Genomic DNA, 25,996 nt, shown 5'->3' on the forward strand with positions numbered 1-25,996 from the left:
CTTGTAACGTCTACTTCAGACAAGAAGATATCTGAAATGGTCGCTACACGACAACCGTCACCCCGGCATCCGCTCGCGCCAACCGCCTGATCCGTCTGCTCGTGGACGGCGTCAAAGCAACTGCAGGAGAGTGATCCCGGCCGGCCGATCGAGATGCCGCGCGGACAGCCCCACGGCCCGCGCCGCCACGACATCGAGCTCGAGGTTGTCGCCGATCATCAGAGTGTCCGCGGGCTCGGTGCCGAGGGCCTCGCAGGTCTTCAGATACGCCTCGGGCGCCGGCTTGCCGGCGCCGAGCGACTCCGACGTACAGACCACGTCGACCAGCTCGGCCAGCCCGATCGCGGCCAGCTTCGCGTTCTGCTGCGTCGTACTCCCGTTGGTCAGCACGCCGATCCGCCAACCGTTGCCCCGGGCAACTTCCAGCGCGGGCCGGGCGTCCGGGAACGCGGTCCAGCTGCCCCGGTAGTGGCGCAGGTAGCCCGTGAACAGCTGATCCAGCTCCGCGTCGGTCGGCGGGACCGGATGGCCGAGGAGCGGCAGAAAGTCCCGCAGCCGGGCGCGCCGCTGGCCCTGGTGGGTGAGCGCACCGGCCAGCCACTGGGGGTAAACGCGGTCCTCGATCACGAACCACTGCGCGACCAGTTCGTCCGACGGCGTGCCACCGAGCTCGGGGATCCAGGTGCGGATCGCGTACGTCGCCGACGCGGTGTGGTCGAACAGCGTGTTGTCCAGGTCGAAGATGACCGCCTTCACGCCCGGACCACCGAGTCGCGGTTGAGCTCACGATGGTTCGCGTACCCGGCCAGCGCCAGCGTCAGGTCGAGCTCGGCCAGGAAGCATCGCAGTACATGCTCGACACCCGCCTGCCCGGCCAGCGCCAGGCCGTAGAGCAGCGGACGTCCGAGCAGCACCGCTTTGGCACCGAGCGCGAGCGCCTTGGCGGCATCGGCGCCAGTGCGTACGCCGGAGTCGAAGAGGACCGTCAGTTGCTCGCCCACCGCATCCGCGATCGCGGGCAACGCATCCAGCGACGCGACCGCGCCGTCCACCTGGCGGCCACCGTGGTTCGAGACCACGATGCCGTCCACGCCGTGCTCGGCCGCGAGCTTGGCGTCCTCGACCGCGGTGATCCCCTTCAGCACGATCGGGCCGTCCCAGTTGTCGCGCAGGAACGACAGGTCGTCCCAGGCCAGGCCGACGTTCGGGAACATCTGCGCCCAGTGCATCACCGCGGCACCCGGGTCCTCGGCGACCGGCTTGACCAGCTTCGCCTGGAAGGCCGGGTCGCTGAAGTAGTTCGCCAGCCCTTCACCCTTGAGGAACGGCAGGAACCCGCGGTCCAGGTCGGACGGCCGCCACCCGATCGTTCCGGTGTCGAGCGTGACGACGAGTACGCCGTACCCGCCGGCCTTGGCACGCTGGAGGAAGCTGAGGCAGACGTCCCGGTCGGTCGGGTAGTAGAGCTGGAACCATTTGCTGCCGGCCTCGATCTGCTCGATCGCGTGACTCGCCTGGGTCGAGTGCGTGTAGGTCAGGCCTAGGGTGTCGGCGGCCCGGGCCGTCGCGAGTTCGCCGTCCGGATGCGCCAGCGTCTGGACGCCGATCGGTGCGACCACCACCGGGGCGGGCATCGCCGTACCGAGGATGGTGCAGGACAGGTCGCGCTCGGTGCTGCCGCGAAGCATCCGGGGCACCAGCCGCCACCGATCGAACGCCACCTGGTTGGCTCGTGCCGTAGCGCCACTCCCCGCGCTCGGAACGATGTACCCCATCGCCTCCACCGGAAGCTTGCCGGCCGCCTGCGACTCCAGCCGGGCCAGGTCGGTTGTGATCTCCGGCCGGATCCCCTGCAACATCCCCTGCAGGTAGATCTGCAACTGGTAGTCCCCAAAGTTGGCCATGCCGGATGCTCCCACGCCCACCTCGCGACCTCAACCACGCCATCCCGGCCAAGTCGACCAGACCGCACAGCCAGACGAACAACGTGCGCACAGCGCAACCGCGCCTATCTCATGGTGGCTGCGACGAGGTCGTAGTCCGTGAAGACGACAGGGCCGGCCGTCAACTCGGGCGTGTAGACAGCCTCGAACGCGGCGACTGCGTCAGATCGACTGTGAGCCTCATGGGCCGCCTCGTCCTCGAAGATGAACAGATGAACGAACTTGGTCGGATCATCGACCTCCTGCCACGCCGCGTACAGGCGGCTGCCTGGCTCATTGTCCGTGACGTAGCGGACAAACTCGGTGATCGCAGCCTTGACACGATCAACGGCGTCGGCCCGGACTCGTAGTGCGCGGTCTGGTAAATGGGCATCAGGATCTCCTTCGGATGGTGCGGGGTGCTACGTCGGTCCGGCGCTGGGGACGTAAGGTCGGCCGCGGCCGCGGGTGCACAGGAGCCGCAAGCTCTCGAGGTAGTAGCCCCAGTTGAAGTTGTAGATGCCGTAGTCGTCGTCGGAGAGCTCGGTTGCGTACTCCTGCCAGAACCGCAGCCGGGTGCGGTCGGACTCGAGTGGAACGAGTTGGAAGCGGAAGTCGTTGTCCTGCCAGTTGTCATGTCCACCGATGCACCGCCAGGACACCGCGGAACGCGGCACGATCTCAGTCACCTGCATGATGGGGTTGAAGTCGCCGCTGAACGTCCAGTGAGCCTGAACGCCGAGCGCTGCCGGCGCCGTCTCCACGCGCGTCGACCACCACGACGCGAGGCGCGGGCCTTCGGTGAGCGCACTCCACACCGAGTCCACCGGCCCATCGATGTCGAGTACGTGATGGATGGTCTTCATACGGCGGCTCCTGACGTGACGGCCGGGACTCCGCGACTGCGGGGATCCCTTGCGAGTTCAGCGTCTCGCTCCGACGCCGCCACGCCAATGTTTGAGCAGCCGCGATGGTTGTCCGATCGTCCGGGAATGCGGTTGGATGCGACAATCAGCCGTGAAAAACTCGGTGACTCCTGACACTCGCACGACTACCGCGCGCCACGTCGGCTTGGCGTTCTTCGCGCTGGCGACCGGTGGTTTCGCGATCGGAACCACCGAGTTCGTCACGATGGGGTTGCTGCCGCAGATCGCGGACGGCGTGCACATCTCGATCCCGACCGCCGGTCACGTCATCTCGGCGTACGCGCTGGGGGTCGTGGTCGGCGCACCGGTGATCGCGGCACTCGGCGCGCGGACCGGGCGGAAGCGGTTGCTGCTGGGGCTGATGGCGGTGTTCGTGCTCGGCAACCTGCTCTCGGCCGTTGCCTCGAGCTACGAGTTCCTGATGGCCGCGCGCTTCCTGACCGGCCTGCCGCACGGCGCGTTCTTCGGGATCGGCACGGTGGTCGGCACGACGCTGGTGCCGGCCAACCGGCGGGCCTGGGCGGTCTCGATGACGATGGTCGGACTCCCGGTCGCCAACATCATCGGCGTACCGCTCACCACTCTGATGGGCCAGCGGCTCGGCTGGCAGGCACCGTTCCTCACGGTCGGCGGCCTCGGACTGCTCACGCTGGTGGCGGTGTGGTTCTGGGTCGCGCCGCAGCCGGTCGGCAGCGACGTCAACATCCGCAGCGAGCTCAGTGCGCTGGCCCGGCCGCAGGTGTGGATGGCCCTGCTGGTCGGCATGGTCGGCTTCGGCGGCATGTTCGCCACCTACTCCTACATCACCCCGACGATGACGGAGCTGGCCGGTTTCTCCGAGTCCGCGGTCACCGTCGTGCTGGCCGCGTACGGCGTGGGCATGACCTGCGGCACCGTGGTCGGCGGCCGCCTGGCCGACCGCGCCCTGATGCCGAGCCTGTACGGCGGCCTGATCGCGGTGGCCGTCGTCCTCGGAACGTTGGGCTGGCTGGCGCAGACCAAGCCGGGTGCGCTGATCGGGGTGTTCGCGATGGGCTTCTCCGCGAGCATCCTGGTCCCGGCGTTGCAGACCCGCTTGATGGATGTCGCGCACGGAGGCCAGTCGCTGGCTGCCTCACTAAACCACTCGACGCTCAACATCGCGAACGCCCTCGGTGCCTGGCTCGGCGGCCTCGTGCTGGCCGCCGGCTTCGGCTACGAGTGGCCGAGCCGGCTGGGCGCCGTACTGGCCGTCGCCGGGCTGGCGCTGGCGCTCATCTCCGGGTTGATGGATCGACGGATCGTGCGGAACTCAGGGGTCGACCAGGCCGTCGCCTGACCACCTGATCACCGCCCACTTGGTTAGATCGGTGTATGGCGACAATGACGTTGAGCGCCGCTGACCAGGTTCGGCGGCGCGGGTTGCGGCAGATGCGATCGGTCGCGTTGGGGTTGTTGCTGCTGGCAGTCGCGATCTACGTGGCCACTCTGCACCTCGAGGGCGGATGGGGTTACGTGAACACCGCGGCCGAGGCGGCGATGGTGGGTGCGCTCGCGGACTGGTTCGCGGTCACCGCACTGTTCCGGCATCCGCTCGGGCTGCCGATCCCGCACACCGCGATCGTGCCGACCCGCAAGGACAGCCTCGCCGAGAGCCTGGAGCAGTTCGTCACCGAGAACTTCCTCTCCGAAGAGGTGGTGGCGGAGAAGATGCGCACCGCCGAGGTGAGCCGCCGGGTCGGCGAGTGGCTTGCCGCCGGCAACCACGCCGAGCGGATCGTGGCCGAGGGAGCCCGGACGGTCGGCGCGGCGCTGCCGAGGCTGGGCGACGAGGACGTGACCGCGTTCGTGCGGGGATCGTTGCTACCGCGGTTCGTGCGAGAGCCGTTGAGCCCGATCGCCGGGCATTTCCTGCAGTCGGTGGTCGAGGACGGCGCCCACCACGCGTTGCTCGAGCTGGTTCTGGTCGAGGCGCACGACTGGCTGCGGGACAACCGGGACGTGGTCGCCGACATCGTCGGTTCGCGCGCGCCGAGCTGGTCGCCGCAATGGGTGGACCGGATCGTGATCGACCGGATCCACCGGGAGGCGCTGGCGTGGCTGGCCGACGTACGGGACAACCCTTCGCACCCGACCCGCCAGGCGCTCGACCGGCTCCTCGGCCAGCTCGCCGACGATCTGCAGAACGACCCCGACATGATGGGCCGCTTCGAGGCGTTCAAGGCCCGGATGCTAACGCACCCCGACATGGGCTCGAGCCTGACCGCTGTGTGGGACGCCGTACGCAAGGCGCTGATCGAGGCGATCAACGATCCGGCCAGCACGTTGCAGGTGCGCGCGACGACAGCCCTGCAGGAGCTGGGCAAACGACTGCAGGACGACGACGGACTCCGCGGCAAGGTCGACGCCCGCGCCGCCGAGGCGGTCGGGTACGTCGTTCGCACCTATGGCAACGAGATCGTCTCGATCATCTCCGACACGATCGAACGCTGGGACGGCCGCGAGGCCGCCGCCCGGATCGAACTGCACGTCGGCCGCGACCTGCAGTTCATCCGGATCAACGGAACCGTCGTCGGCGCCCTGGTCGGCCTCCTCATCCACACATTCAGCCAACTCCTCTAGATCCCGCAGTTGGGCGGACCCGGATCTGCAACTGGCGCACGGCCGGGCAACCATCCGGATGGCCCAGCCGGTCGAGCACGATGTGAGCATCGAGAACGGCGCGTTGACCGCGCGCGAGACGGGGGTGGCGGTGCGGACCGTGGAGAGCTTCGACGCGTTCGTCGCGGCCCGCTCCCGGGCTCTGCTGCGGACGGCGTACCTGCTGACCCGCGACCACGCGCTCGCCGAGGACCTGGTCCAGACCGCGCTGGCCAAGGCCTGGTTCCACTGGTCCCGGATCCGCACGGACGACCCGGAGCCCTACGTACGGCGGATCCTCGTCACCACCTACTCGTCCTGGTGGCGCCGCCGCTGGACCGGCGAGATCCCGACCGACGAACTGCCGGAGTCGCCGGCCCCCGCCGGCGAGGACCGCGTCGACCTCTGGGACGCCCTCGGCCGCCTCCCCCGGCGCCAGCGCGCCGTCGTCGTACTCCGCTTCTACGAGGACCTCACCGAAGCCGAGACCGCACGCCTGATGGGCTGCGCCGTCGGCACCGTCAAGAGCCAAGCCGCGAAGGCGCTGGCCAGACTCCGCCTCGACCCAGCACTCGCCTCCGTCGCCTCCGCCGACCAGGAGCCCTCGCGATGAACCTCCAGAACCTCCGCGACGAACTGACCACGCGCGCCGCCACCGCAGACGACCGCCCTGCCGACCTTCTCCCCGGCGTCCGAACGAAGATCCGGCGCACCCGGCGCCGGCGCCTGATCGCCGCCGCGACCGCCGCAGCGGCTGCGGTCGCGATCTCCGTCGCGGTACTGCCGGGTGCCCTGTCGACCTCCACGCCGGAGCCGACGGACCGAACGCAGCACCTCCAGAACGACCTGCCCGTTCCCGGCGCCTTCCCCGGCAACACGCTGCTGCGGAGCGCGTCCGGCGAGCCCGGTCGGACCCACCTCGAGTTCGACTGGGCCCCGACCACGAAGGGGGTCGCCTTCGCCCCGATCTGCCGGATCGCGACGAAGGACCAGGTCTGGGTCCGGATCAACGGTTACACGGTTCTGGCTGGGTCTTGCCCGCCCCCCGGCACCACGTACCCCCTGAGCATCGCCGGCGAGAGCGGGGTCTGGGCCGACGCTCCCGCTCCCCTGGGGCAGCCGGCCAAGGTCACCATGGACCTCGTCGCACCCCCGTCCGGCCCGCCGGCGCCGGACGACCCGGCCCAGCAGATCGGCCTGGACATCTACGCCGAACGTGGCGGCCCGTTCCCCGCCGTCGTCCCCGCACAGCCCGGCGATTATGTGAAGAACGAGCTGATCATCCGGCGCAAGGTCGGACCTCAGACGCTCCTCGCGGCGACTATCGGGGATCGGGGCCAGGCACAGGTCACCACGACCTTCACCTCCACCGGCGGTCCGGTCGCGTTGCGCCTGCTCTCCACCACGAACGGCTACAAGTTCGGCGCGCCGTACCGGATCCAGCTCCGGCTGAGTGACGGGACCGTGATCAGCCGACGGCCGCGGGGTGGCTACCAGGCCGGGCCGGACCCGAGCGCGACGATCACGCCGGCCGTCCCGAAGGGACAGCCGGTGACCGTGACCGCCACGCTCGTGTACGGCACCAACGGGCCGACGACCGAGCCCAGGGGGACGATCGGTGTCGGCGTCTACACGACCGACTGATCAGACCCAGGAGTGCAGGTCGGCGGCGTCCTTGGCGAACTGGTCCTGGGAGTCGTCGGCTACGAATTCCAGGAGGGCGTTGATTTCGCGGGGTTCGGCGGCGAGGCGGTCCAGGACGGGGCGCCAGAGGGACGCTCGGGCCGCTAGTGGCAGGCGGGTGTTGGACGGCCACCACGAGAAGACGTGGACAGTGCTGAGCCACGGCATCAGGGCCTCGAGTTGCTCGAGGCACTGGGCGTCGTCCAGATCGACCGGCGGTTGCCAGTAGGTCTTGAGGTTGGGCGCACCGACGTCGAGCAGCAGCGTGATCGTCGAGTCGACCTCGTCGGTGAGCGTGTTGCGGTGGAACTCCAGCGCGACCTCGATCCCGGCAGTCGCGGCAACGTCGGCCAACTCGGCCAGCCCGCGGGTCACCGCCATCCGGTCCCCCACGCCGGCTTCCGCCGTACTGACATTGCCGGCCCAGACCCTGATCCGGGGCGCGCCGAGCGCCTCGGCGGTGGCGACCGCCGAACGCATCTCCTCGCGGTCGACACTGCCGGCCCGCAGGTACGAGCCGTACGCCGCGATCTCGAGGCCGTGGACCTCGGACAGCGCCTTCACCCGCTGGGCGGCGACCAGATTGCCGAGCGGGACATGCACGTCACCACCCCACTCGATCGCCGCGAGCCCGGCCTTCGCCGCCACCTCCGCCACCTCGTCGGCCGGCAACTGGCGAAACGTCACCGAGACCAGACCGGTCCTCACACCCACTGGTGCCTCCTCATTTCCACCTCTCTATCCAACCCCATCGCACCAGCCCGTCTCACGTCATGAGCAAAGCAATTGGATGCCACTGTCGCGCGGGCTTAGGCTGACGGCGTGCCAGAACAGCGAAAAGGGTTCACCTACGGCTTCACCGCGTACCTGATCTGGGGCCTCTTTCCGCTGTACTGGAAGCTGCTGGACCACTCCGGCGCGATCGAACTGCTCGCCCACCGGGTCCTCTGGTCCCTGGTCACGATCGCGATCCTGGTCGTCGTACTGCGGAAGTTCGGCCAGGTGAAGGCGTTGCTGCGGGAGCCGCGGCGGCGGTGGCCGCTGATCGCCGCGGCGTTCCTGATCTCGGCGAACTGGGGCACGTACATCTGGGCGGTGAACCACGGCCGGGTGGTGGAGACGTCGCTGGGGTACTTCATCACCCCGCTGTTCACGGTGCTGCTCGGCGTCTTCGTCCTGAAGGAACGGCTGCGTACGGCGCAATGGGTGGCGCTGTCCATCGCGTTCGTCGCCGTCGTCGGGCTGACCATCGAGAACGGGCAGCCGCCCTGGGTGGCGATCATCCTGACGTTCTCGTTCGGTCTCTACGGCCTGGCGAAGAAGCAGGCCGGCGCCGGGGCGATCGAGGGGATGGCGATCGAGTCCGGAACCGCGTTCCCGCTCGCGCTCGCGGCGATCGCCGTACTCGGACTCCACGGTGATTCGACGGTCACCCACCAGGGTGCCGGTTACCTGGTGCTGGTGTTGCTGACCGGCCCGATCACCGCCGTACCGCTCCTGCTCTTCGGAGCCGCCGCGACGCGGGTCTCGATGACGACGCTCGGCCTGCTGAACTACATCGCGCCGATCATGCAGTTCATCGTCGGCGTCCTGGTCTTCCACGAGGCCATGTCCACGATGCGCTGGGCCGGCTTCGGCCTGGTCTGGCTCGCCCTCGTCATCTTCACCTGGGACAGCATGAACCGCCGCCGCCGCTCTATAGCCCTCGAACGAGCCGCAATGACCGCCTCCGCAGTCTGAATTTTCCGGCTTCCGCCGGGTCTCTTGACTCCCGCTATTCAGGACATTTAATATCCAGGTTATGAAGATGAACGAGGGCGTCGAATGGGCGATGCACAGCTGCGTGAACCTCGGCTGGCTGCCCGGTGAGGCGGTGACCGCCAAGCGACTCGCCGCCTTCTACGACCTTCCCACGGCGTACCTGAACAAGCAGTTGCAGGCGCTGACCCGGGCCGGCATTCTCTCCTCGGTCTCCGGGCCGAAGGGTGGCTTCCAACTGGCCCGCGACCCGCGCAACATCACGCTGCTCGACATCGTCGTCGCCATCGACGGCACCGACGACGCCTTCCGCTGCACCCAGATCCTGAAGTCCGGGCCTCGCGCAGACGCCCGCGCCGACTACCGGGAAGCCTGCCTGGTCTCCCAGGCAATGCGTGCGGCGGAGCTCACCTACCGCCGCGAGCTGGCCGGAACGACAATCGCCGACATCGCCACGCGCGTAGTGCAGCAGACGCCGGCCGCTCCGGAGAACACCCGCACCTGGTTCGCCAACCTCAAGTCCTGATCCACCACGCCTGTTCCTACCCAAGGAGTTGATTCAAGATGTCAAATATCCAGAACCCCGCGGCCGTCCTGACCCGTTCCATCGAGGCCGAGGTCCTGTCCGCCAGCGGCGTCACGCTGCTCGCCGACGTACCCGACACCAACGGACACCTCACCAGCCACCGCTCGATCTTCAAGCCCGGCAAGGAAGGCGCTCCCCCGCACCTCCACCATGAGGCCGCCGAACTCTTCTTCGTCCTGGACGGCTCCCTCCGCGTCCTCACCGGCGACAACATCACCACGCTGGAGCCAGGCGACTTCCTCGTCGTACCCCCGAACACTCCGCACGCCTTCGAAGCCGCCGGCGACCACGATACCGAGGTCCTCTTCGTCCTCACCCACGCCAAGCCACGCTTCGGCTATTACCGCCTCCTGGAATCCGTGTACCGCGGTGAAACCGACCCGGCCGAGCTCGGGAGGACGAGCGACCGCTACGACAACCACTACGTCGAAAGTCCCACCTGGCAGAACCGCTAGCCCTCAGCGGTGGGGCTGCCGGCTCCCGATCTCACGGACCAGGTCGGCTGCCAGCGCTTCCAAGGCATCGGAGTCGGGTCTGCCGAGTGTTGCCGACTGATCGAATTCTGCTTCGAGGAGGACGTTGTCGATGCGGACCTCCACGGCGTAGCCGAGGGAGTCGTCAGCTCCGATGGAGCCGTCGAAGGTGCGGCGGAGGGCGTCGTCGCCGACTTGCAGGTCGACGACAGCCTCGCCATCGCTCTCCGCCTCGTCCCGGTCGCGCTGGATCCGGCGGGCAGCGGCGCGGGAGTCGTCGTACCCCATGACCGTGACGTAGAGCTCAACGGCGTCACTTCCGTCGTCGGCGTCGGTGGGCTCACCGGCCTTTGGGGCACGGTGGATAGCGCGGGGTGTTTCGGCCCCAGAGCAGCGCTCCGAGAAATGATCCCCTGAATTCCAGCTGTGGTGCTTTCCGGAGCGCTCCACTGACCGCCGGCGGTCCGCTGCAAATAGCCCGAGATTTGACGTTGTCAGGATCAAGAAACTCGATAGATCGATCGGCTTCACTCATGAGCACCAATGCCCCTTGCGATTCGCCGAGTACGTAACCGACCCGGAGCTTTCCATCCGTCATGGTAATGGTCTGCACCGGTAGCCACGGTCTTTGCAAGATGATCGGAGTCATTGCGGCGACCACCAGCAGCACCGTGAGCTGAATTCTCAGCAGCCGGCTCGAGGCAACAGCTTCAGCGATATGAACCGTCCGCGAGTTTCGGCGAACATAGCGGCCGATGACGGCCACGACGACTACGACGGCCACCGTGGCCACCACGAGTGCGGTGGCCGTCAGGCAGAGCGTCGCACCCAGGGCCAGGCTGAAAAGAGTCCACGCCCACCCTGGACTCAGGTTGATCAGAGAAGGGTCGATCAGGACGACAACTGCCAGCAGGCAAGTTGCCACCATCAACGCAAAGGGCAGCAGAGTGAGCGTGGTCCCGGCGACCGCGGTTGCTGTTCCTGAGGTTTGCAGAATTGTTGCAGCGGTACTTACGTCAAAACGCGCGATGGACAGCAGTCGCGCGGCAATCAGCAAGGCAGAGAGTGCTGCCGTGACCAGCGCGGGATGGTCCTTGAAAAACACCCAGCACCTCCGTGAGGAGAGGTCGCTCTTGCTGCGCCGGTTCGCTCGGGCCTATCGTAAGCAGAGGGGGAGACATGAGCAATGCCGGACCGATGAGCGGGCGCGGCCTGAAAGTGTCACTTTCGGTTGGATTGCTGGCGCTCACGTTGCTTGTCGGGGCGGTCGGTTTGGGCCTGCTGAGTCAGTCCAGCGGCCCGGACACCGGCTCGGCGCCTCCTATCACGGTCAGCGGTCCTGCTCCCACCGGTAGTAGCCCCGAGCCCGAACCGTCGTCGTCCAGCAGCGTCAGGATCTTCTACACACTCGCAGCTCAGCAGATTGCCGGAGAGATCTCGGTGGTCATGGACGGCCGGCCCGCGGGTCTGCTGACCGTCAGTCTCAACGACCCGACAGCGGTGCTGGACGTGCCGGTGACCAGCGCGGGCAGCCACACCTACCGCCTTGCGGGGAGAACCACCTTCCGATCCGGCAACGGAGACGTCGAGGTCGCCGCCTACGGCCGGGGCGTTGTCGACGCCTCTCCGGGCGACGACTTGGCAGTCAGGTCGGAGCCTGGGGGGCAAGCCATCGTCCTGACGCTGGAGTGACCGCGCCGTGGGTCAGACGGAGCGGGTGGCTACCAGGTCGCAGAGGGCGTCTCGGGCGGGGCCTGGTGGAGGTCGGTGGGGTGGTATCGAGTGTGTGCCGGGACTGGGAGGGCACTGGGGTGGGTATGACGTACGACTGGTTTCTCAGCGCGGGCGAGCGTGGCAATGCGGCCACTGGCATCGACGAGGGTGGGGCGTGGACCGAGGGGAATCTGGTGCGGCCGTTGGTGCATGGAGCGACGTACTTCCGGCGATTGTACGACGAGCTGTGCGGCCTGCGGTCCGGTGACCGGGTGTACTTCACCGACTGGCGCGGGGATCCGGATGAGGTGCTGTTCGAAGACGGTCCGAGCATCGGGTCGCTCCTCTGCGACCTCGCGCGAACCGGGGTGGCGATCCGGGCGCTGTTGTGGCGGTCCCACTCCGACCGCATGAACTTCAACTCGCAGGAGAACCAGCGGCTCGGGACCGAGTTGAACGAGGCCGGCGCCGAGGTGTTGCTCGACCAGCGGGTCCGCCGGCTGGCGTCGCACCACCAGAAGCTGTTCGTGATCCGGCATCGCGGCGATCCGGACGCCGATGTCGCCTTCGTCGGAGGTATCGACCTGTGTCACGGACGACGCGACGACGCACGGCACCTGGGCGATCCGCAAACCGCACCGATGGACCCGCGCTACGGGTCCCGGGCTCCCTGGCACGACGTCGTGCTCGAGATCCACGGTCCGGCGGTAGGCGAGCTCCTGCGCTGCTTCGTCGAACGCTGGGACGATCCGCATCCGCTGGACCGCCGGACGCCGTACCGGATGGTGGTCCAGCGGCTGGCCCGGATGCCGCGACACCCGTCGAAGTTGCCGGAGACGTTCCCGGATCCGCCGCCGGCCGGGCCGCATCCGGTGCAGGTGCTGCGGACCTACGCGCACAAGCATCCGGCTTTCCCGTTCGCGCCGCACGGTGAATACAGCGTGGCCCGCGGCTATCTGAAGGCGTTCGCGCGAGCGAAGACCCTGGTCTACGTCGAGGATCAGTACCTGTGGTCAGCGGAGGTGACGCATCGCCTGCGGGAGGCGCTGGACCGGTCGCCCGAGCTGCGGATCATCGCCGTCGTGCCACGGTATCCGGACCAGGACGGCCGGATCAGCGGCCCGCCGGCCCGCTACGCCCAGCTCGAGGCACTGAGATTGCTGGAGTCGGATCGCGTGGCGGTCTACAACCTGGAGAACGAGTACGGCGTACCGATCTATGTGCACGCGAAAGTCTGTATCGTCGACGACCAGTGGCTGACCTGCGGCTCGGACAACTTCAATCGCAGGTCCTGGACCAACGACAGCGAACTGACCTGCGCGATCGAGTCCGCGGACCTGGCCCGGTCGCTCCGCTCGGAGCTGTGGTCCGAACATCTCGCCACCGACGCCCCCGACCTCGACCCGATCAGCGGCTTCAAGCTCTGGCAGGAGCAGGCCGCCACGCTCGACGAGTGGATCGCGAATGGTTGCCTCGGGCCACGACCTCCCGGCCGGATCCGCCGGCACAGCCCGCACCCCGTGTCCCGCCTGCAGACTGCTTGGGCGAGCCGGCTGGCCCGTCACGTCTACGACCCGGACGGGCGGCCGCGCGCGATGCGGCGCCGCAACGCCTTCTAGACCGAGCGGGTGGCGACCAGGTCGCAGAGGGAGTCGAGGGCGTCCCGGGCGGTGCCTTCGGGGAGGTCGGCGAGGAGTTTGCGGGCGTCGGCGGCGCGGCGGCGTACGTCGTCCTCGGCCTGCCGGAAGGACGAGTGGGCCCGGAGGAGGTCGAGGGTCTCGGCCAGGCGGGTGTCGTCGGACAGGTCCGAGTCGAGCAGCTCGAGCAGGCGTGCGTCCGTCGGGTCCGACGGGTCGGCCTGAGCGCGGAAGATCAGGACCGGCAGGGTCGGGACGCCCTCGCGCAGATCGGTGCCGGGAGTCTTACCGGACTGGCCGGACTCCGAGGCGATGTCGAGGATGTCGTCGGCGAGCTGGAAGGCGACGCCGATCTCCTCGCCGAAGGCGCGCAGCGATTCCTGGATCTGCTCGGAGGCACCGGCGTACCGGGCTCCGAAGAGCACCGACGTCGCGATCAGCGAGCCGGTCTTGTCGGCGACCACCGACAGGTAGTGCTTCAGCGGGTCCTGGCCCTCGCCGACCCCCAGGGTTTCGCGGATCTGGCCCTCGACCAGCCGGCCGAAGGTCCGGGCCTGGATCCGGACCGCCTCCGGCCCGAGGTCGGCGAGCAGGTAGGACGCCCGGGCGAACAGCCAGTCACCGGACAGGATGGCGACCGAGTTGTCCCAGCGTGCGTTCGCGGTGGACGAGCCCCGCCGCAGCGCGGCCTCGTCCATCACGTCGTCGTGGTGCAGGGTCGCGACATGGGTGAGCTCGACCACCACGGCCGCCTTGACGACCTCCGAGGCGTCCGGAGCAGACCCGAACTCGGCCGCCAGCAGTACCAGCAGCGGCCGGAACCGCTTGCCACCGGCAACCATGACGTGCTGCGCGGCCGCGGTGACGAACGGCGCCTCGGACTGGGTCGCGTCGCGCAGCGCCTGCTCGACGGTCTCCAGGCCGGCACGAACCCGGGATTCGAGCGCCTCGTCGGCGAACGCGAATCCCAGGCTCTCGGCCGGCAGCGGGGTCGGACTCAACGGATGAACTCACCTGCGCGGGCCGCCAGGTCGAGCACCGGTCCGGGGACCAGGCCGAGGACCACGGTGGCGGCGAGACCGAGGGCGACGGCGGTCGTGGTCTGCCAGCCGGGCAGGGCCACGTCCGGTGCGTCGGCCGGGAGGTCGGAGAAGAACATCAGCACGATCACGCGGACGTAGAAGAACGCGGCGATCAGGCTGCACAGTACGGCGACCACGACCAGCGGCCACGCGCCACCGCTCCACGCCGCGGTGAACACCGCCCACTTGCCGGTGAAGCCGGCGGTCAGCGGGATCCCCGCGAAGGAGATCAGGAAGAAGGCGAAGATGCCGGCCAGCAGCGGCGATTTCTTGCCCAGTCCGGCCCAGCGCGACAGGTGCGTCGCCTCGCCACCCGCGTCCCGCACCAGCGTCACGACGGCGAAGGCGCCGACGGTCGGGAAACCGTAGCAGACCAGGTAGAACAGCACCGCCTGGGTCGAGGTGATCCCGTTGTGGTTGCCGCTACTTGCCTGCGAGAGCCCGACGAACGCGGTCAGCAGGAAGCCTGCGTGGGCGATCGACGAGTACGCCAGCATCCGCTTCACGTCGGACTGGGTGATCGCGACGATCGAGCCGACCACCATGGTGAGGATCGCGACGATCCACATCATCGGCGCCCAGTCCCAGCGCGTCCCGCCGAGGGCGACGTAGAAGACCCGCATCAGCCCGATGAACGCGGCGATCTTGGTGCAGGCCGCCATGAACCCGGTGACCGGCGTCGGGGCGCCCTGGTAGACGTCCGGCGTCCAGGAGTGGAACGGTACGGCGCCGACCTTGAACAGCAGCCCGACCGCCACCAGACCCGTCCCGGCCAGCAGGATCACGTCACCACCGGTCTGGGTGGCCAGCACGTCCGAGATCCCGCCGAGCGACATCGTCCCGGCATACCCGTAGAGCAGCGCGATGCCGAACAGCAGGAACGCCGAGGAGAACGCACCGAGCAGGAAGTACTTCATCGCGGCTTCCTGCGAGATCAGCCGGCGACGACGCGCCAGGCCACACAGCAGGTACAGCGGCAGCGAGAAGACCTCGAGCGCGACGAACAGCACCAGCAGGTCGTTGGCCGAAGCGAACAGCATCATGCCGCCGACCGCGAACAGCGTCAGCGGGAAGACCTCGGTGTGCTCGACCCGCGCCGCGGTGCCCTCGCGCTCGGCCTCGGACCCCGGTACCGCGGCCGCCTGGCCGGCGAACGCGGACAGTCCACCGTCGACCGACCGCTCGGCGAACAGCAGCACGCTGATCAGCGTCAGCCCCAGCAGGAGGATCCAGGTGAACAGCGCCGGGCCGTCGACCGAGATCTCGCCCTGGGCCGCGATCACCTCCTTGTCGCCGCCCATCAGGATGGCGGTCAGCACGCCCGCGACGACCAGGGCGACCACCGTGATCGCCAGCTGCACCAGATGCCGCAACTGCCGGGGCAGGAACGCCTCGGCCACGACGCCGACACACGCCGCACCGAAGACCACGAGCAGCGGAGCCAGCTCGTTGTACTCGATCTTGGGCGCCGTGAAATCCGCCAGCGGCAGGATGTGCGCGATCACTTCTGTCCCTCCGTCACGGGGATCTGCGGAGCCTTGTCGGTCACGCCCACCCGCTGCATGGTCGACTGGACCGCGGGCTTGATGATGTCGACCACCGGCTTCGGGTAGATGCCGAAGCCGATGATCAGGATCACGAGCGGCGCGATCGCCAGTACCTCACGCGTGTTCAGGTCCTTCAGCTTCTCGATCCCGTCCCGGACCGGTCCGGTCATCGTGCGTTGGTACATCAGCAGGATGTACAGCGCGGCGAGCACGATACCGAACACCGCGATCACCGCGATCGTCTTGTGCCGGCTGAACGTCCCGGCCAGCACCATGAACTCGGAGATGAACGGCGACAGACCGGGCAGTGCCAGGCTGGCCAGGCCGGCGAACAGGAACGTGCCGGCCAGCACCGGCGCCACCTTCTCCACCCCGCCGTAGTCGGCGATCCGGGCGGATCCGCGCCGGGATATCAGGTACCCGGCGATCAGGAACAGTGCCGCGGTGGAGAGCCCGTGGTTGAACATGTACAGCGTCGATCCGGTCAGGCCCTGCGAGGTCAGCGCGAAGATGCCCATCACGATGAAGCCGAAGTGCGAGATCGAGGTGTACGCGATCAGCCGCTTGATGTCGGTCTGCCCGATCGCCAGCAGCGCGCCGTACAGGACCGAGATCAGCGCCAGCACCAGGACGACCGGGGTGGCCCACTCGGACGCGTTCGGGAACAGGCCCAGGCAGTACCGGATCATCCCGAAGGTGCCGATCTTGTCCAGGACGCCGACCAGGAGCACCGACGTACCCGGTGTCGCCTCGCCGGCCGCGTCCGGCAGCCAGGTGTGGAACGGCACCATCGGCGCCTTCACCGCAAAGGCGAAGAAGAAGCCGAGGAACAGCCAGCGTTCCGTGTTCTGGCTCATGTCGAGCTTCATCATGTCGGACAGCAGGTACGACGGATCGCCCTGGCGCGACGAAACGACGAACAGGCCGACCACCGAGGCCAGCATGAGCAGACCGCCGAGCAGCGAGTAGAGCAGGAACTTCACCGCGGCGTACGAGCGCTGCGGGCCGCCGAAGCCACCGATCAGGAAGTACATCGGGATCAGCGTGGCCTCGAACAGCACGTAGAAGAGGAACACGTCGGTGGCGGCGAACACGCCGAGCGACAGTGCCTCCAGGCCGAGGATCCAGGCGAAGAAGGCCTTCTCCGACCAGCGGCCGTTCTGCGCGTCGTTCCAGGACGCGATCAGCACGACCGGGGTGAGCAGCGCGGTCAGCACCAGCAGCACCACCCCGACCCCGTCGAGGCCGAGCGCGAAGTGCGCACCGAACGGCTTGATCCAGTTGTGGACCTCGTCGTAGTCCGCGGGGCCGTTGCGCTGGTAGCCGATCGTGATCACCGCGGTCAGTGCCAGCGTGACGAGCGAGAACCCGAGCGCGACCTGCTTGGCCAGCAGCGCCTTCGCCTTGGGCACCAGCATCGTCGCGATGGCCCCGACGAACGGCAGGAGCAGTAGGAGGGTCAACCAACCGATGTTCACGACAACCTCACCGCGAGGAGGGCGACGACCACGAGTGCGGCGCCGAAGACCATGCTGAGTGCGTAGGAACGGACGAAGCCCGTCTGGACCCGCCGGAGCCTTCCGGACAGTCCACCGAACAGTGCGGCCAGCCCGTTCACCAGGCCGTCCACAACGCGGTTGTCGAACCAGACCAGCGTGCGGGTGAGGTACTGGCCCGGACGCATCAGGACCGCCTCGTTCAGCGCGTCGCCGTACAGGTCACGGCGGGCGAAGGTGGTGACCGGCGAGACCTTCACCGGTGCCAGGCGCGGGATGTCCCGGCGGAACAGCACGACACCGATGGCAGCACCGACGATCACGACCGCGAGGATGATCAGCGTCATCGCCAGCGCGCCGATCGGCGGTTCAGCCTCCTCGAAACCGGTGACCGGCTCCAGCCACTTCACGATCCAGTGGCCGACGAAGTAGAGCGCGCCGCCGACGAGCGAGAGGATCGCCAGGACGATCAGCGGACCGGTCATCACCTTGGGCGACTCGTGCGGATGCACGTCCTCCTCCCAGCGCTTCTCGCCGAAGAAGGTCATCATCATCAGCCGGGTCATGTAGAACGCCGTGATCCCGGCGCCGAGCAGCGCACACAGACCGACCACCGTGTTCTCCGCGAAGGCGACCTCGATGATGTGGTCCTTGCTGAAGAAGCCGGAGAACGGCGGGATGCCCAGGATCGCCAGGTAGCCGAAGGCGAACGTCACGTAGGTGACGCGCATGTACTTCCGCAGGGCGCCGTAACGCCGCATGTTCACGTCGTCGTTCATGCCGTGCATCACCGAACCGGCACCGAGGAACATGTCGGCCTTGAAGAAACCGTGCGTGAGCAGGTGGAAGATCGCGAAGACGTAGCCCACCGGACCGAGGCCGGCGGCGAGCATCATGTAGCCGATCTGGCTCATCGTGGAACCGGCCAGGACCTTCTTGATGTCGTCCTTGGCGCAACCGATGATCGCGCCGAACAGGACGGTCACCGTGCCGACGACCACCACCGCGGTGGACGCGGCGTCGGTGACGTTGTAGATCGCGCTCGAGCGGACCACCAGGTAGACGCCCGCGGTGACCATGGTCGCGGCGTGAATGAGGGCCGACACCGGGGTCGGCCCCTCCATCGCGTCCAGCAGCCAGGACTGCAGCGGCACCTGCGCGGACTTGCCGCACGCCGCCAGCAGCAGCATCAGCCCGAGCAGCGTGGCCCAGGTGCCCGACAGTTTGTCCGCGCCGGCGTTCACGGTCGCGAAGGCCGAGGAGCCGAACAGCGCCCACATGCTCATCACCGCGAGCGACAGGCCCATGTCACCGACCCGGTTCACCACGAAGGCCTTCTTCGCGGCGACCGCGGCCGTGGTCTTGTACTGCCAGAACCCGATCAGCAGGTACGACGCCAGGCCGACACCCTCCCAGCCGACGAAGACCACCAGGTAGTCGGCCGCGAGAACCAGCAGCAACATCGACGCGATGAACAGGTTCAGATAACCGAAGAACCGGCGCCGGCGCTCGTCATGCTCCATGTAGCCGATCGAGTAGATGTGGATCAGCGAACCCACACCGGTGATCAGCAGCACGAACAGGATCGACAGCGGGTCGATCAGCAGGCTGAACTCCACCTTGATGTTGCCGACAGAGAACCACTCGAACAGCCGGACCGTCTCGGCCCGGTCGTCGCTCGGCTTGCCCTGCATCTGGACGAACAGAACGACGCCGAAGGCGAAGGAGATCAGCGGTGCCAGCGTGCCCAGCAGGTGACCCCACGCGTTGGTGGCCTTGCCACCGAGCAGCAGGATCGCCGCGGACACGGCCGGGACCGCGATCAGCAGCCACGTCAGCTCATGACTCATCGGTGCTTACCTCAGTACTTGAGCAGGTTGGCGTCGTCGACCGAGGCCGAGCGACGGGTGCGGAAGATGGCCATGATGATCGCCAGTCCGACGACCACCTCGGCCGCGGCCACCACCATCACGAAGAAGGCGGCGATCTGGCCGTCGAGGTTGCCGTGCTGGCGGGCGAAGGTGACGAACGCGAGGTTCGTTGCATTCAGCATCAGTTCGACGCACATGAAGACGACGATGGCGTTGCGGCGCACCAGCACGCCGAGTGCGCCGATACTGAAAAGAATCGCCGCGAGCACGATGTACGGCTCGGTCGTCATGCCTTCGCTCCCTCGTCGGAGTCGTCGTAGTCGTCGCCCGAGTCGAGCTGGCGGACCTCGTCGATGTCGGCCCGCTCCTCGGCTTCGGGGAACACGGTGCCACGTGCCTGCAGCACACGCGAAACCGACGTCGGTGCGATCGACCCGTCCGGCAGCAGCGCCGGCGTGTCGACGGCGTTGTGCCGGGCCAGTACGCCGGGAGTCGGCAGCGGACCCGGATGGATCCCCTGCTCGGCGTACTTGCGGATCCGCTCCTCGGCGTGGTCGCGCTGGGTCCTCTTCTTGGTCAGCCGCTCACGGTGGGCCAGCATCATCGCGCCCATCGCCGCGGTGATCAGCAGCGCCGAGGTCACTTCGAAGGCGAACACGTACTTGCCGAACAGCAGCTGCGCGAGGCCCCTGACGTTCCCCTCCGGCTGCGCGTCGGCCAGGCCGAGCGGGTGCCCCCAGATCCCGTTGCCGACGGCGGCGACCAGCAGGATCCCGAAGCCGAGGAACGCCACCGCGGCCAGCAGTCGCTGCCCGCGGATCGTCTCGACCAGGGAGTCGGAGGCGTCCACACCGACCAGCATCAGCACGAAGAGGAACAGCATCAGGATCGCGCCGGTGTAGACGATGATCTGTACGGCGAACAGGAACGGCGCGTCCTGAGCGGCGTACTGCACCGCGAGGCAGATCATCACCGTCGCCAGCAGCAGCGCCGAGTGCACCGCCTTGCGGACCAGGACCATCGCGATCGCGGCCAGGATCATGACCGGGGCCAGCATCCAGAACGCGAACTGCCCGCCGGTGACCATGCCGATCATTTGGCGTCACCACCCTCGGCCGGTACGGCGGCACCGGTCAGACCGAGGTAGTAGTCCTTCTCGGTGCTGCCGAGCTGCATGTCGTGCGGCGGCTCCTGCATGCCCGGGAGCAGCGGCGCCAGCAGGTCCTTCTTCTCGTAGATGAGGGACGCGCGACTGCTGTCGGCGAGCTCGTACTCGTTGGTCATCGTGAGCGCCCGGGTCGGGCAGGCCTCGATGCACAGACCGCAGAGGATGCAGCGCAGGTAGTTGATCTGGTAGACGCGACCGTAGCGCTCACCAGGGGAGAACCGTCCGCCCTCGCTGTTGTCCGCGCCCTCGACGTAGATCGCGTCTGCGGGGCAGGCCCACGCGCACAGCTCACAGCCGATGCACTTCTCCAGGCCGTCCGGCCAGCGGTTCAGCTGGTGCCGGCCGTGGAAGCGTGGGGCCGTCGGCTTCTTCTCGAACGGGTACTCCTCGGTGAACGTCTTCCGGAACATCGTCCGGAAGGTGACCCCGAACCCGGCTACCGGATCCCAGAGGGACTCTTTGACTGTCTTTTTCTCAGCCACGGCTGACGTCCGCCTCATTTCGGCTCGGAGTCTTGACGAGCGGTGGTGGCACCGGGAAGCCGCCGGCGAAGGCATCGAACTCCTCGCCGTCGTCGACCTCGGTCTTGTCTTCCTTGGGCTTCCCCGGCACGAACAGGGTGATCACCGCGATCACCAGCACGACGGCGGCGGCGACCAGCAGCGTGCTGCGGCTGAAGGTGGTCTCCCGGCCGACCGCGCGGACGGTCGCGACCAGCAGGATCCAGGCCAGCGAGATCGGGATCAGGATCTTCCAGCCGAGCCGCATGAACTGGTCGTAGCGCAGTCGCGGCAGCGTGCCGCGCAGCCAGATGTAGAAGAAGATGAAGCACATCATCTTGCCGACGAACCACAGCACCGGCCAGTAGCCGGAGTTCGCGCCGTCCCAGAGCGAGATCGGCCACGGGGCCCGCCAGCCGCCCAGGAACAGCGTGGTGGCCAGCGCCGACACGGTCGCCATGTTGATGTACTCGGCCAGGAAGAACATCGCGTACTTCATCGACGAGTACTCGGTCAGGAAGCCGGCCACCAGCTCGCCCTCGGCCTCCGGCAGGTCGAACGGCGCCCGGTTCGTCTCGCCGACCATCGAGATCACGTAGATCACGAACGACGGGAACAGCAGGAACGCGTACCACCCGGGCAGCGAGATCGCCGTACCGAGCACGTGCACGGTCTGGTGCGACTGCGCCGCGACGATCTCCGAGGTGGACATCGAGCCGGCGAACAGGAACACGGTCACCAGCGCCAGGCCCATGGCGACCTCGTACGAGATCATCTGCGCGCTGGACCGCAGGCCACCGAGCAGCGAGTACGTCGAGTTGGACGACCAGCCGCCGAGCACGATGCCGTAGATGCCGATCGACGCGACCGCCATCACGTACAGCACCGAGACCGGCAGGTCGGTGATCTGCAGCCGGGTGTAGGTGTCGGTGAACGGGATCCTCACCGTCGGCCCGAACGGGATCACTGCGAAGGTCAGGAAGGCCGGGATCGACACGATCACCGGCGCCAGGACGTAGACGAGCTTGTCCACACCCTTCGGCATCAGGTCTTCCTTGAACATCAGCTTCATGCCGTCCGCGAGCGACTGGAGCAGACCGAACGGGCCGTGCACGTTCGGTCCGATCCGGTGCTGCATCCGGGCAACGACCCGGCGCTCCCACCAGATGTTGAACAGCGTCAGCACGATCAGGAAGACGAAGACCAGCAGCACCTTGAGGCCGACGACCCACCACTCGTCGTTCCCGACCCCTGCGTCCGGCACCGCGAGCGGAATGTTGGTCATGCGTTCCCTCCGGCGATCGTGACGATCGAGCCATGGTCGGCGTGCAGAGACCGGCGGACATGGGAGTCGGCCGAGTTGGTCGGCAGCCAGACCACGTTGTCGGTCATGTCGGTGATCACCACCGGCAGCCGGATCGAGCCGGCGTCGGTGCTGACCGCCAACTCGTCCCCGTCGGCGACACCGAGCCGCCGCGCGGTGGTGAGCGAGATCCGTGCGACCGGCGTCCGCGCGGTGGCGGTCAGGTGCGGCTCACCGTCGTTCGCCCGGCTGTCGTCGATCAGCATCCGCCAGGTCGCCAGCCGGGTGGAGTCGAACGCGCCGAGCGACGGACCGGCCGGGTACGTCGGCTCCTGCGCGCGATCCCCGTCCCAGCGGCCGAGCTCGTCGTACTCCTTCTTCGCCCCGGCCGGAGTGGCGAACCCGAGCGACCGGTCCATCTCCTGCGCCAGCGCGGCCAGCGCCCGGACGTCGGGCATCGCGGCCGGGACCGGCAGCACCACCGGGAACGACCGCTCGCGGCCCTCCCAGTTGACGAAGGTGCCGTCCTTCTCCGCCGGCGGTACCACCGGGAAGACGACATCTGCGTGCTCGGTCACCTGCGAGTTGCGGACCTCGAAGCTGACCACGAACGGCGCGGCCCCGAGCGCGGCCAGAGCAGCCGCCGGGTCGGGCAGGTCGTCGATCTCGACCCCCGCGACCACCAGGGCGGCCAGGGATCCGGCCGAAGCCAGGATCTCGGTCAGGTCCTTGCCGACGTTCGCCGGCAGGTGCTCCACACCCCACGCGGCCTGCAGGTCGACGCGCGCCTGCGGGTCGGACACCAGCCGGCCACCGGGCAGCAGTCCCGGCAGGCAGCCGGCCTCGAGCGCGCTGCGGTCACCCGCACGCCGCGGGATCCAGGCCAGCTGCGCACCCGTGTCGAGCGCCAGCCGCAGCGCGGCCGAGTAACCACCCGGCGCGCTCGCGAGCCGCTCACCCACGATGATGATCGAGTCCGCACCGAGCGCGGCCCGCGCCGCGGCCCCGGCTGAACCGGCGGCACCGAGGTCGGCCAGTACGGCGGCCTCGGTGCCCGGCGATGCCGGTACGACGACGCCGTCCAGCTTCTCGACGCCGCGGGACCCGTAGGCCGCGACCGTGAAGACCTTGGTGCCGTGGGCCCGGACGCCCTTGCGCAGCCGGAGGAAGACCGACGGCGCTTCCTCTTCCGGCTCGAACCCGACGAGCAGCACGGATCCGGCCCGCTCGAGGTCGCCGAACGTCGTACCGAGACCGGTGCCGGCCACCGCGGCGGCGAGGAAGTCCGCCTCCTCCGCGGAGTGCGGCCGGGCCCGGAAGTCGATGTCGTTGGTGCCGAGGGCGACCCGGGCGAACTTCGAGTAGGCGTAGGCGTCCTCGACGGTCAGCCGGCCGCCGGTCAGCACGGCCGCGTTGCCACGGGCCGCGGTCAGGTTCTCCGCCGCGAAGGACAGTGCCTCCGGCCAGGACGCCGGCCGCAGCTCGCCGTCCTCGCGGATCATCGGGTGGGTCAGCCGGTCGCCGGTGGTCGCGTAGTTGAACGCGAACCGGTCCTTGTCGGAGATCCACTCCTCGTTGACCTGCGGGTCGTCACCGGCGAGCCGGCGCATCACCTTGCCGCGCCGGTAGTCGACCCGGATCGCCGCACCGGAGGAGTCGTGCTCGGCCACCGACGGCACCGACACCAGGTCGAACGGCCGGGACCGGAACCGGTACGCCGCACTCGTCAGCGCACCGACCGGGCAGATCTGGATCGTGTTGCCGGAGAAGTAGCTCTCGAACGGCTCCTTCTCGTAGATGCCGACCTGCTGCAGCGCGCCGCGCTCGATCAGCGCGATGAACGGGTCACCGGCGATCTGCTCGGAGAACCGGGTGCAGCGTGCGCAGAGGATGCAGCGCTCGCGGTCCAGCAGCACCTCGGCGGAGATGTTGATCGGCTTCGGGTAGGTCCGCTTGATCTCGTGGAACCGGCTCTCGCCGCCGCCGTTGCTCATCGCCTGGTTCTGCAGCGGGCACTCGCCGCCCTTGTCGCAGACCGGGCAGTCCAGCGGGTGGTTGATCAGCAGGAACTCCATGTTCCCGTGCTGGGCCTTGTCCGCCACCGGCGAGGACACCTGGGTCCGGACCACCATGCCGTCGGCGACGGTGATCGTGCAGGAGGCCTGCGGCTTCGGCATCCCCCGGCCGTTCCCGGCGTCGGTGATCTCGACCAGGCACTGCCGGCAGGCGCCGACCGGGTCGAGCAGCGGGTGGTCGCAGAACCGCGGGATCTGGATCCCGATCTGCTCCGCGGCGCGGATCAGCAGGGTGTTCTTCGGAACCTTGACCTCGATGTCGTCGATGGTCACGGTGATCAGGTCGGTCCGCTCCACCTCGGCAGACGACGGGTTCACTGTGTTGTTAGCGATCGTCATGCGCTTGCTCCAGCGGTAGCGAAGACAGTGCTTGCCATCGGGTCGAACGGGCAGCCGCCGTTCTCGAAGTGCGCCAGGTACTCGTCCTTGAAGTACTGGATCGAGCTGGTGATCGGCGCGGTCGCACCGTCGGCCAGCGCGCAGAACGAACGGCCGGTGATGTTCTCGCACAGGTCGAGCAGGGTGACCAGGTCCTCCTCGGTGCCCTTGCCGTGCTCCAGCCGCTCGAGGATCTGTACCAGCCACCAGGTGCCCTCGCGGCAGGGCGTGCACTTGCCGCAGGACTCGTGCTTGTAGAACTCGGTCCAGCGCAGCACCGAGCGGACGACGCAGGTGCTGTCGTCGAAGATCTGCAGCGCCTTGGTGCCCAGCATCGACCCGACCGAGCCGACGCCCTCGTAGTCCAGCGGGACGTCGAGGTGCTCCGAGGTCAGCAGCGGCGTGGACGAACCACCCGGCGTCCAGAACTTCAGCTCATGGCCCTGACGGACACCGCCGGCCAGGTCGATCAGCTCCCGCAGCGTGATGCCCATCGGCGCCTCGTACTGCCCCGGGCGGGTGACATGCCCGGACAGCGAGTACAGCGTCATGCCCTTGGACTTCTCGGTGCCCATCGAGGCGAACCAGTCGGCGCCGTTCTTGAGGATGACGGGAACCGACGCGATCGACTCGACGTTGTTGATAACAGTGGGCGAGCCGTAGAGACCCGCCACCGCCGGGAACGGAGGACGCAGCCGAGGTTGACCGCGACGTCCTTCCAGCGAGTCCAGCAGCGCCGTCTCCTCGCCGCAGATGTAGGCGCCGGCGCCGGCGTGCACGATCACGTCCAGGTCGTAGCCGCTGCCGAGGATGTTCTGGCCGATGAAGCCGGCTTCCTTCGCCTCGGCAACCGCCTGCTGCAGCCGGCGGACCACGTGCAGGACCTCGCCGCGGACATAGATGAACGCAGCACTCGCGCGGATCGCGTAGGACGCGATGATGACGCCTTCGACCAGCGTGTGCGGCGAGGCGAGCATCAGCGGGATGTCCTTGCAGGTGCCCGGCTCGGACTCGTCCGCGTTCACCACCAGGTACTTCGGCTTCGGGTTGTCCTGCGGGATGAACGACCACTTCATCCCGGTCGGGAAGCCCGCGCCGCCACGGCCGCGCAGACCGGAGTCCTTGACGGCGGTGACCACGTCGGCCGGCTGCATCTGCAGCGCCGTACGGAGGGCCTCGTACCCGCCGGACCGCTGGTACGACGAGAGCTGCCAGGAACGGATCTGGTCCCAGTTGTCGGACAGTACCGGGGTCAGCAT

At 68.1% G+C, this 25,996-nt stretch carries 26 protein-coding genes; 9 read left to right on the forward strand and 17 right to left on the reverse strand.

The window, feature by feature from the left end; genetic code table 11:
* Positions 1-111: 111 nt before the first annotated feature.
* The 4 genes from OG558_RS06755 to OG558_RS06770 all read right to left on the reverse strand — a co-directional run bounded on the left by OG558_RS06755 (position 112) and on the right by OG558_RS06770 (position 2,788).
* Entirely contained in the window at positions 112-756 is a 645-nt protein-coding gene (locus tag OG558_RS06755) for an HAD family hydrolase (protein WP_405069433.1), read from the reverse strand.
* Positions 753-1,904, reverse strand: a complete 1,152-nt coding sequence (locus tag OG558_RS06760; RefSeq protein ID WP_329482294.1) for an alpha-hydroxy-acid oxidizing protein — start codon at positions 1,902-1,904, stop codon at positions 753-755. The genes OG558_RS06755 and OG558_RS06760 overlap by 4 nt, the downstream gene beginning before the upstream one ends.
* 104 nt (positions 1,905-2,008) lie before the next feature.
* Entirely contained in the window at positions 2,009-2,251 is a 243-nt protein-coding gene (locus OG558_RS06765) for a putative quinol monooxygenase (RefSeq protein WP_405072119.1), read from the reverse strand.
* A 93-nt stretch (positions 2,252-2,344) separates the two neighbouring features.
* Positions 2,345-2,788, reverse strand: coding sequence for an SRPBCC domain-containing protein (locus tag OG558_RS06770; protein ID WP_329482297.1), 444 nt, complete (start codon positions 2,786-2,788; stop codon positions 2,345-2,347).
* A 163-nt stretch (positions 2,789-2,951) separates the two neighbouring features.
* On the opposite strand from OG558_RS06770, the gene OG558_RS06775 reads away from it, so the two are divergent.
* From OG558_RS06775 to OG558_RS06790, 4 genes are all read left to right on the forward strand, one after another.
* The gene (locus OG558_RS06775) at positions 2,952-4,166 is read left to right on the forward strand and encodes an MFS transporter (RefSeq protein ID WP_405069434.1); all 1,215 of its coding nucleotides are present in this window, start codon (positions 2,952-2,954) and stop codon (positions 4,164-4,166) included.
* 35 nt (positions 4,167-4,201) lie between these two features.
* Positions 4,202-5,449 carry a DUF445 domain-containing protein gene (locus OG558_RS06780; RefSeq protein WP_405069435.1) on the forward strand — a complete coding sequence of 416 codons (1,248 nt, stop codon included), beginning with the start codon at positions 4,202-4,204 and terminating at the stop codon, positions 5,447-5,449.
* Positions 5,450-5,531: 82 nt separating this feature from the next.
* Positions 5,532-6,080 carry a SigE family RNA polymerase sigma factor gene (locus OG558_RS06785; protein WP_405069436.1) on the forward strand — a complete coding sequence of 183 codons (549 nt, stop codon included), beginning with the start codon at positions 5,532-5,534 and terminating at the stop codon, positions 6,078-6,080.
* The gene (locus OG558_RS06790) at positions 6,077-7,111 is read left to right on the forward strand and encodes a hypothetical protein (RefSeq protein ID WP_405069437.1); all 1,035 of its coding nucleotides are present in this window, start codon (positions 6,077-6,079) and stop codon (positions 7,109-7,111) included. The genes OG558_RS06785 and OG558_RS06790 overlap by 4 nt, the downstream gene beginning before the upstream one ends.
* Here OG558_RS06790 and OG558_RS06795 read toward each other — a convergent pair whose 3' ends face one another.
* Entirely contained in the window at positions 7,112-7,864 is a 753-nt protein-coding gene (locus tag OG558_RS06795; RefSeq protein ID WP_405069438.1) for a sugar phosphate isomerase/epimerase family protein, read from the reverse strand. It abuts the gene before it with no gap.
* A 108-nt stretch (positions 7,865-7,972) separates the two neighbouring features.
* Between OG558_RS06795 and rarD the strand changes: the two genes are divergently transcribed.
* From rarD to OG558_RS06810, 3 genes are all read left to right on the forward strand, one after another.
* A complete protein-coding gene (rarD, locus tag OG558_RS06800) occupies positions 7,973-8,890 on the forward strand; it encodes an EamA family transporter RarD (RefSeq protein ID WP_405069439.1) in 918 nt (305 codons plus the stop codon).
* 61 nt (positions 8,891-8,951) lie between these two features.
* A complete protein-coding gene (locus tag OG558_RS06805) occupies positions 8,952-9,434 on the forward strand; it encodes an Rrf2 family transcriptional regulator (protein WP_329482304.1) in 483 nt (160 codons plus the stop codon).
* 38 nt (positions 9,435-9,472) lie between these two features.
* Positions 9,473-9,949 carry a cupin domain-containing protein gene (locus OG558_RS06810; protein WP_329482305.1) on the forward strand — a complete coding sequence of 159 codons (477 nt, stop codon included), beginning with the start codon at positions 9,473-9,475 and terminating at the stop codon, positions 9,947-9,949.
* Positions 9,950-9,952: 3 nt separating this feature from the next.
* Here the strand turns inward: OG558_RS06810 and OG558_RS06815 are convergent, their stop codons facing one another.
* Together OG558_RS06815 and OG558_RS06820 are read right to left on the reverse strand one after the other, a co-directional pair.
* Complete coding sequence (locus tag OG558_RS06815; RefSeq protein WP_405069440.1) at positions 9,953-10,255, reverse strand: hypothetical protein; 303 nt, start codon at positions 10,253-10,255, stop codon at positions 9,953-9,955.
* A gap of 52 nt (positions 10,256-10,307) precedes the next feature.
* Entirely contained in the window at positions 10,308-11,072 is a 765-nt protein-coding gene (locus OG558_RS06820; protein WP_405069441.1) for a hypothetical protein, read from the reverse strand.
* 74 nt (positions 11,073-11,146) lie between these two features.
* On the opposite strand from OG558_RS06820, the gene OG558_RS06825 reads away from it, so the two are divergent.
* Positions 11,147-11,659 carry a hypothetical protein gene (locus OG558_RS06825; RefSeq protein ID WP_329482307.1) on the forward strand — a complete coding sequence of 171 codons (513 nt, stop codon included), beginning with the start codon at positions 11,147-11,149 and terminating at the stop codon, positions 11,657-11,659.
* 125 nt (positions 11,660-11,784) lie between these two features.
* Complete coding sequence (locus tag OG558_RS06830; RefSeq protein WP_405069442.1) at positions 11,785-13,299, forward strand: phospholipase D family protein; 1,515 nt, start codon at positions 11,785-11,787, stop codon at positions 13,297-13,299.
* Here the strand turns inward: OG558_RS06830 and OG558_RS06835 are convergent.
* Genes OG558_RS06835 through nuoF form a run of 10 tightly spaced genes read right to left on the reverse strand, consistent with a single transcriptional unit; the run spans position 13,296 to position 25,996 of the window.
* Complete coding sequence (locus tag OG558_RS06835; RefSeq protein WP_405069443.1) at positions 13,296-14,318, reverse strand: polyprenyl synthetase family protein; 1,023 nt, start codon at positions 14,316-14,318, stop codon at positions 13,296-13,298. The genes OG558_RS06830 and OG558_RS06835 overlap by 4 nt on opposite strands.
* Positions 14,315-15,901 (reverse strand): NADH-quinone oxidoreductase subunit NuoN, encoded by a 1,587-nt coding sequence (nuoN, locus tag OG558_RS06840; protein WP_405072120.1) that lies wholly within the window; start codon positions 15,899-15,901, stop codon positions 14,315-14,317. The genes OG558_RS06835 and nuoN overlap by 4 nt, the downstream gene beginning before the upstream one ends.
* Positions 15,901-17,424, reverse strand: coding sequence for an NADH-quinone oxidoreductase subunit M (locus OG558_RS06845; protein ID WP_405069444.1), 1,524 nt, complete (start codon positions 17,422-17,424; stop codon positions 15,901-15,903). The genes nuoN and OG558_RS06845 overlap by 1 nt, the downstream gene beginning before the upstream one ends.
* Positions 17,421-19,292, reverse strand: a complete 1,872-nt coding sequence (gene nuoL, locus OG558_RS06850; RefSeq protein ID WP_405069445.1) for an NADH-quinone oxidoreductase subunit L — start codon at positions 19,290-19,292, stop codon at positions 17,421-17,423. Before nuoL ends, OG558_RS06845 begins: the two co-directional genes overlap by 4 nt.
* Before the next feature lie 11 nt (positions 19,293-19,303).
* A complete protein-coding gene (gene nuoK, locus OG558_RS06855) occupies positions 19,304-19,603 on the reverse strand; it encodes an NADH-quinone oxidoreductase subunit NuoK (protein ID WP_328525962.1) in 300 nt (99 codons plus the stop codon).
* On the reverse strand, positions 19,600-20,409 hold the full coding sequence (locus tag OG558_RS06860; protein ID WP_329482314.1) for an NADH-quinone oxidoreductase subunit J: 810 nt from the start codon (positions 20,407-20,409) through the stop codon (positions 19,600-19,602). Before OG558_RS06860 ends, nuoK begins: the two co-directional genes overlap by 4 nt.
* Positions 20,406-20,963, reverse strand: a complete 558-nt coding sequence (gene nuoI, locus OG558_RS06865; RefSeq protein WP_405069446.1) for an NADH-quinone oxidoreductase subunit NuoI — start codon at positions 20,961-20,963, stop codon at positions 20,406-20,408. The genes OG558_RS06860 and nuoI overlap by 4 nt, the downstream gene beginning before the upstream one ends.
* Positions 20,956-22,266, reverse strand: a complete 1,311-nt coding sequence (gene nuoH, locus OG558_RS06870) for an NADH-quinone oxidoreductase subunit NuoH (protein ID WP_405069447.1) — start codon at positions 22,264-22,266, stop codon at positions 20,956-20,958. The genes nuoI and nuoH overlap by 8 nt, the downstream gene beginning before the upstream one ends.
* On the reverse strand, positions 22,263-24,698 hold the full coding sequence (locus tag OG558_RS06875; RefSeq protein ID WP_405069448.1) for an NADH-quinone oxidoreductase subunit G: 2,436 nt from the start codon (positions 24,696-24,698) through the stop codon (positions 22,263-22,265). Before OG558_RS06875 ends, nuoH begins: the two co-directional genes overlap by 4 nt.
* Positions 24,695-25,996 (reverse strand): NADH-quinone oxidoreductase subunit NuoF, encoded by a 1,302-nt coding sequence (nuoF, locus tag OG558_RS06880; RefSeq protein ID WP_405069449.1) that lies wholly within the window; start codon positions 25,994-25,996, stop codon positions 24,695-24,697. Before nuoF ends, OG558_RS06875 begins: the two co-directional genes overlap by 4 nt.

This window comes from Kribbella sp. NBC_01510, from assembly GCF_045040325.1.
Taxonomy (GTDB): Bacteria; Actinomycetota; Actinomycetes; order Propionibacteriales; family Kribbellaceae; genus Kribbella.

What these genes read in the sequence shown, in the direction of transcription:
- OG558_RS06790 (WP_405069437.1), top strand. Translation starts at nt 6,077, where the DNA reads ATGAACCTCCAGAACCTCCGCGACGAACTGACCACGCGCGCCGCCACC.
- OG558_RS06860 (WP_329482314.1), bottom strand. Translation starts at nt 20,409, where the DNA reads ATGATCGGCATGGTCACCGGCGGGCAGTTCGCGTTCTGGATGCTGGCC.
- OG558_RS06815 (WP_405069440.1), bottom strand. Translation starts at nt 10,255, where the DNA reads ATGGGGTACGACGACTCCCGCGCCGCTGCCCGCCGGATCCAGCGCGAC.
- nuoF (WP_405069449.1), bottom strand. Translation starts at nt 25,996, where the DNA reads ATGCTGACCCCGGTACTGTCCGACAACTGGGACCAGATCCGTTCCTGG.
- OG558_RS06780 (WP_405069435.1), top strand. Translation starts at nt 4,202, where the DNA reads ATGGCGACAATGACGTTGAGCGCCGCTGACCAGGTTCGGCGGCGCGGG.
- nuoK (WP_328525962.1), bottom strand. Translation starts at nt 19,603, where the DNA reads ATGACGACCGAGCCGTACATCGTGCTCGCGGCGATTCTTTTCAGTATC.
- nuoH (WP_405069447.1), bottom strand. Translation starts at nt 22,266, where the DNA reads ATGACCAACATTCCGCTCGCGGTGCCGGACGCAGGGGTCGGGAACGAC.
- OG558_RS06810 (WP_329482305.1), top strand. Translation starts at nt 9,473, where the DNA reads ATGTCAAATATCCAGAACCCCGCGGCCGTCCTGACCCGTTCCATCGAG.
- OG558_RS06825 (WP_329482307.1), top strand. Translation starts at nt 11,147, where the DNA reads ATGAGCAATGCCGGACCGATGAGCGGGCGCGGCCTGAAAGTGTCACTT.
- OG558_RS06830 (WP_405069442.1), top strand. Translation starts at nt 11,785, where the DNA reads ATGACGTACGACTGGTTTCTCAGCGCGGGCGAGCGTGGCAATGCGGCC.
- OG558_RS06805 (WP_329482304.1), top strand. Translation starts at nt 8,952, where the DNA reads ATGAAGATGAACGAGGGCGTCGAATGGGCGATGCACAGCTGCGTGAAC.
- OG558_RS06770 (WP_329482297.1), bottom strand. Translation starts at nt 2,788, where the DNA reads ATGAAGACCATCCATCACGTACTCGACATCGATGGGCCGGTGGACTCG.
- OG558_RS06760 (WP_329482294.1), bottom strand. Translation starts at nt 1,904, where the DNA reads ATGGCCAACTTTGGGGACTACCAGTTGCAGATCTACCTGCAGGGGATG.
- nuoL (WP_405069445.1), bottom strand. Translation starts at nt 19,292, where the DNA reads ATGAGTCATGAGCTGACGTGGCTGCTGATCGCGGTCCCGGCCGTGTCC.
- OG558_RS06875 (WP_405069448.1), bottom strand. Translation starts at nt 24,698, where the DNA reads ATGACGATCGCTAACAACACAGTGAACCCGTCGTCTGCCGAGGTGGAG.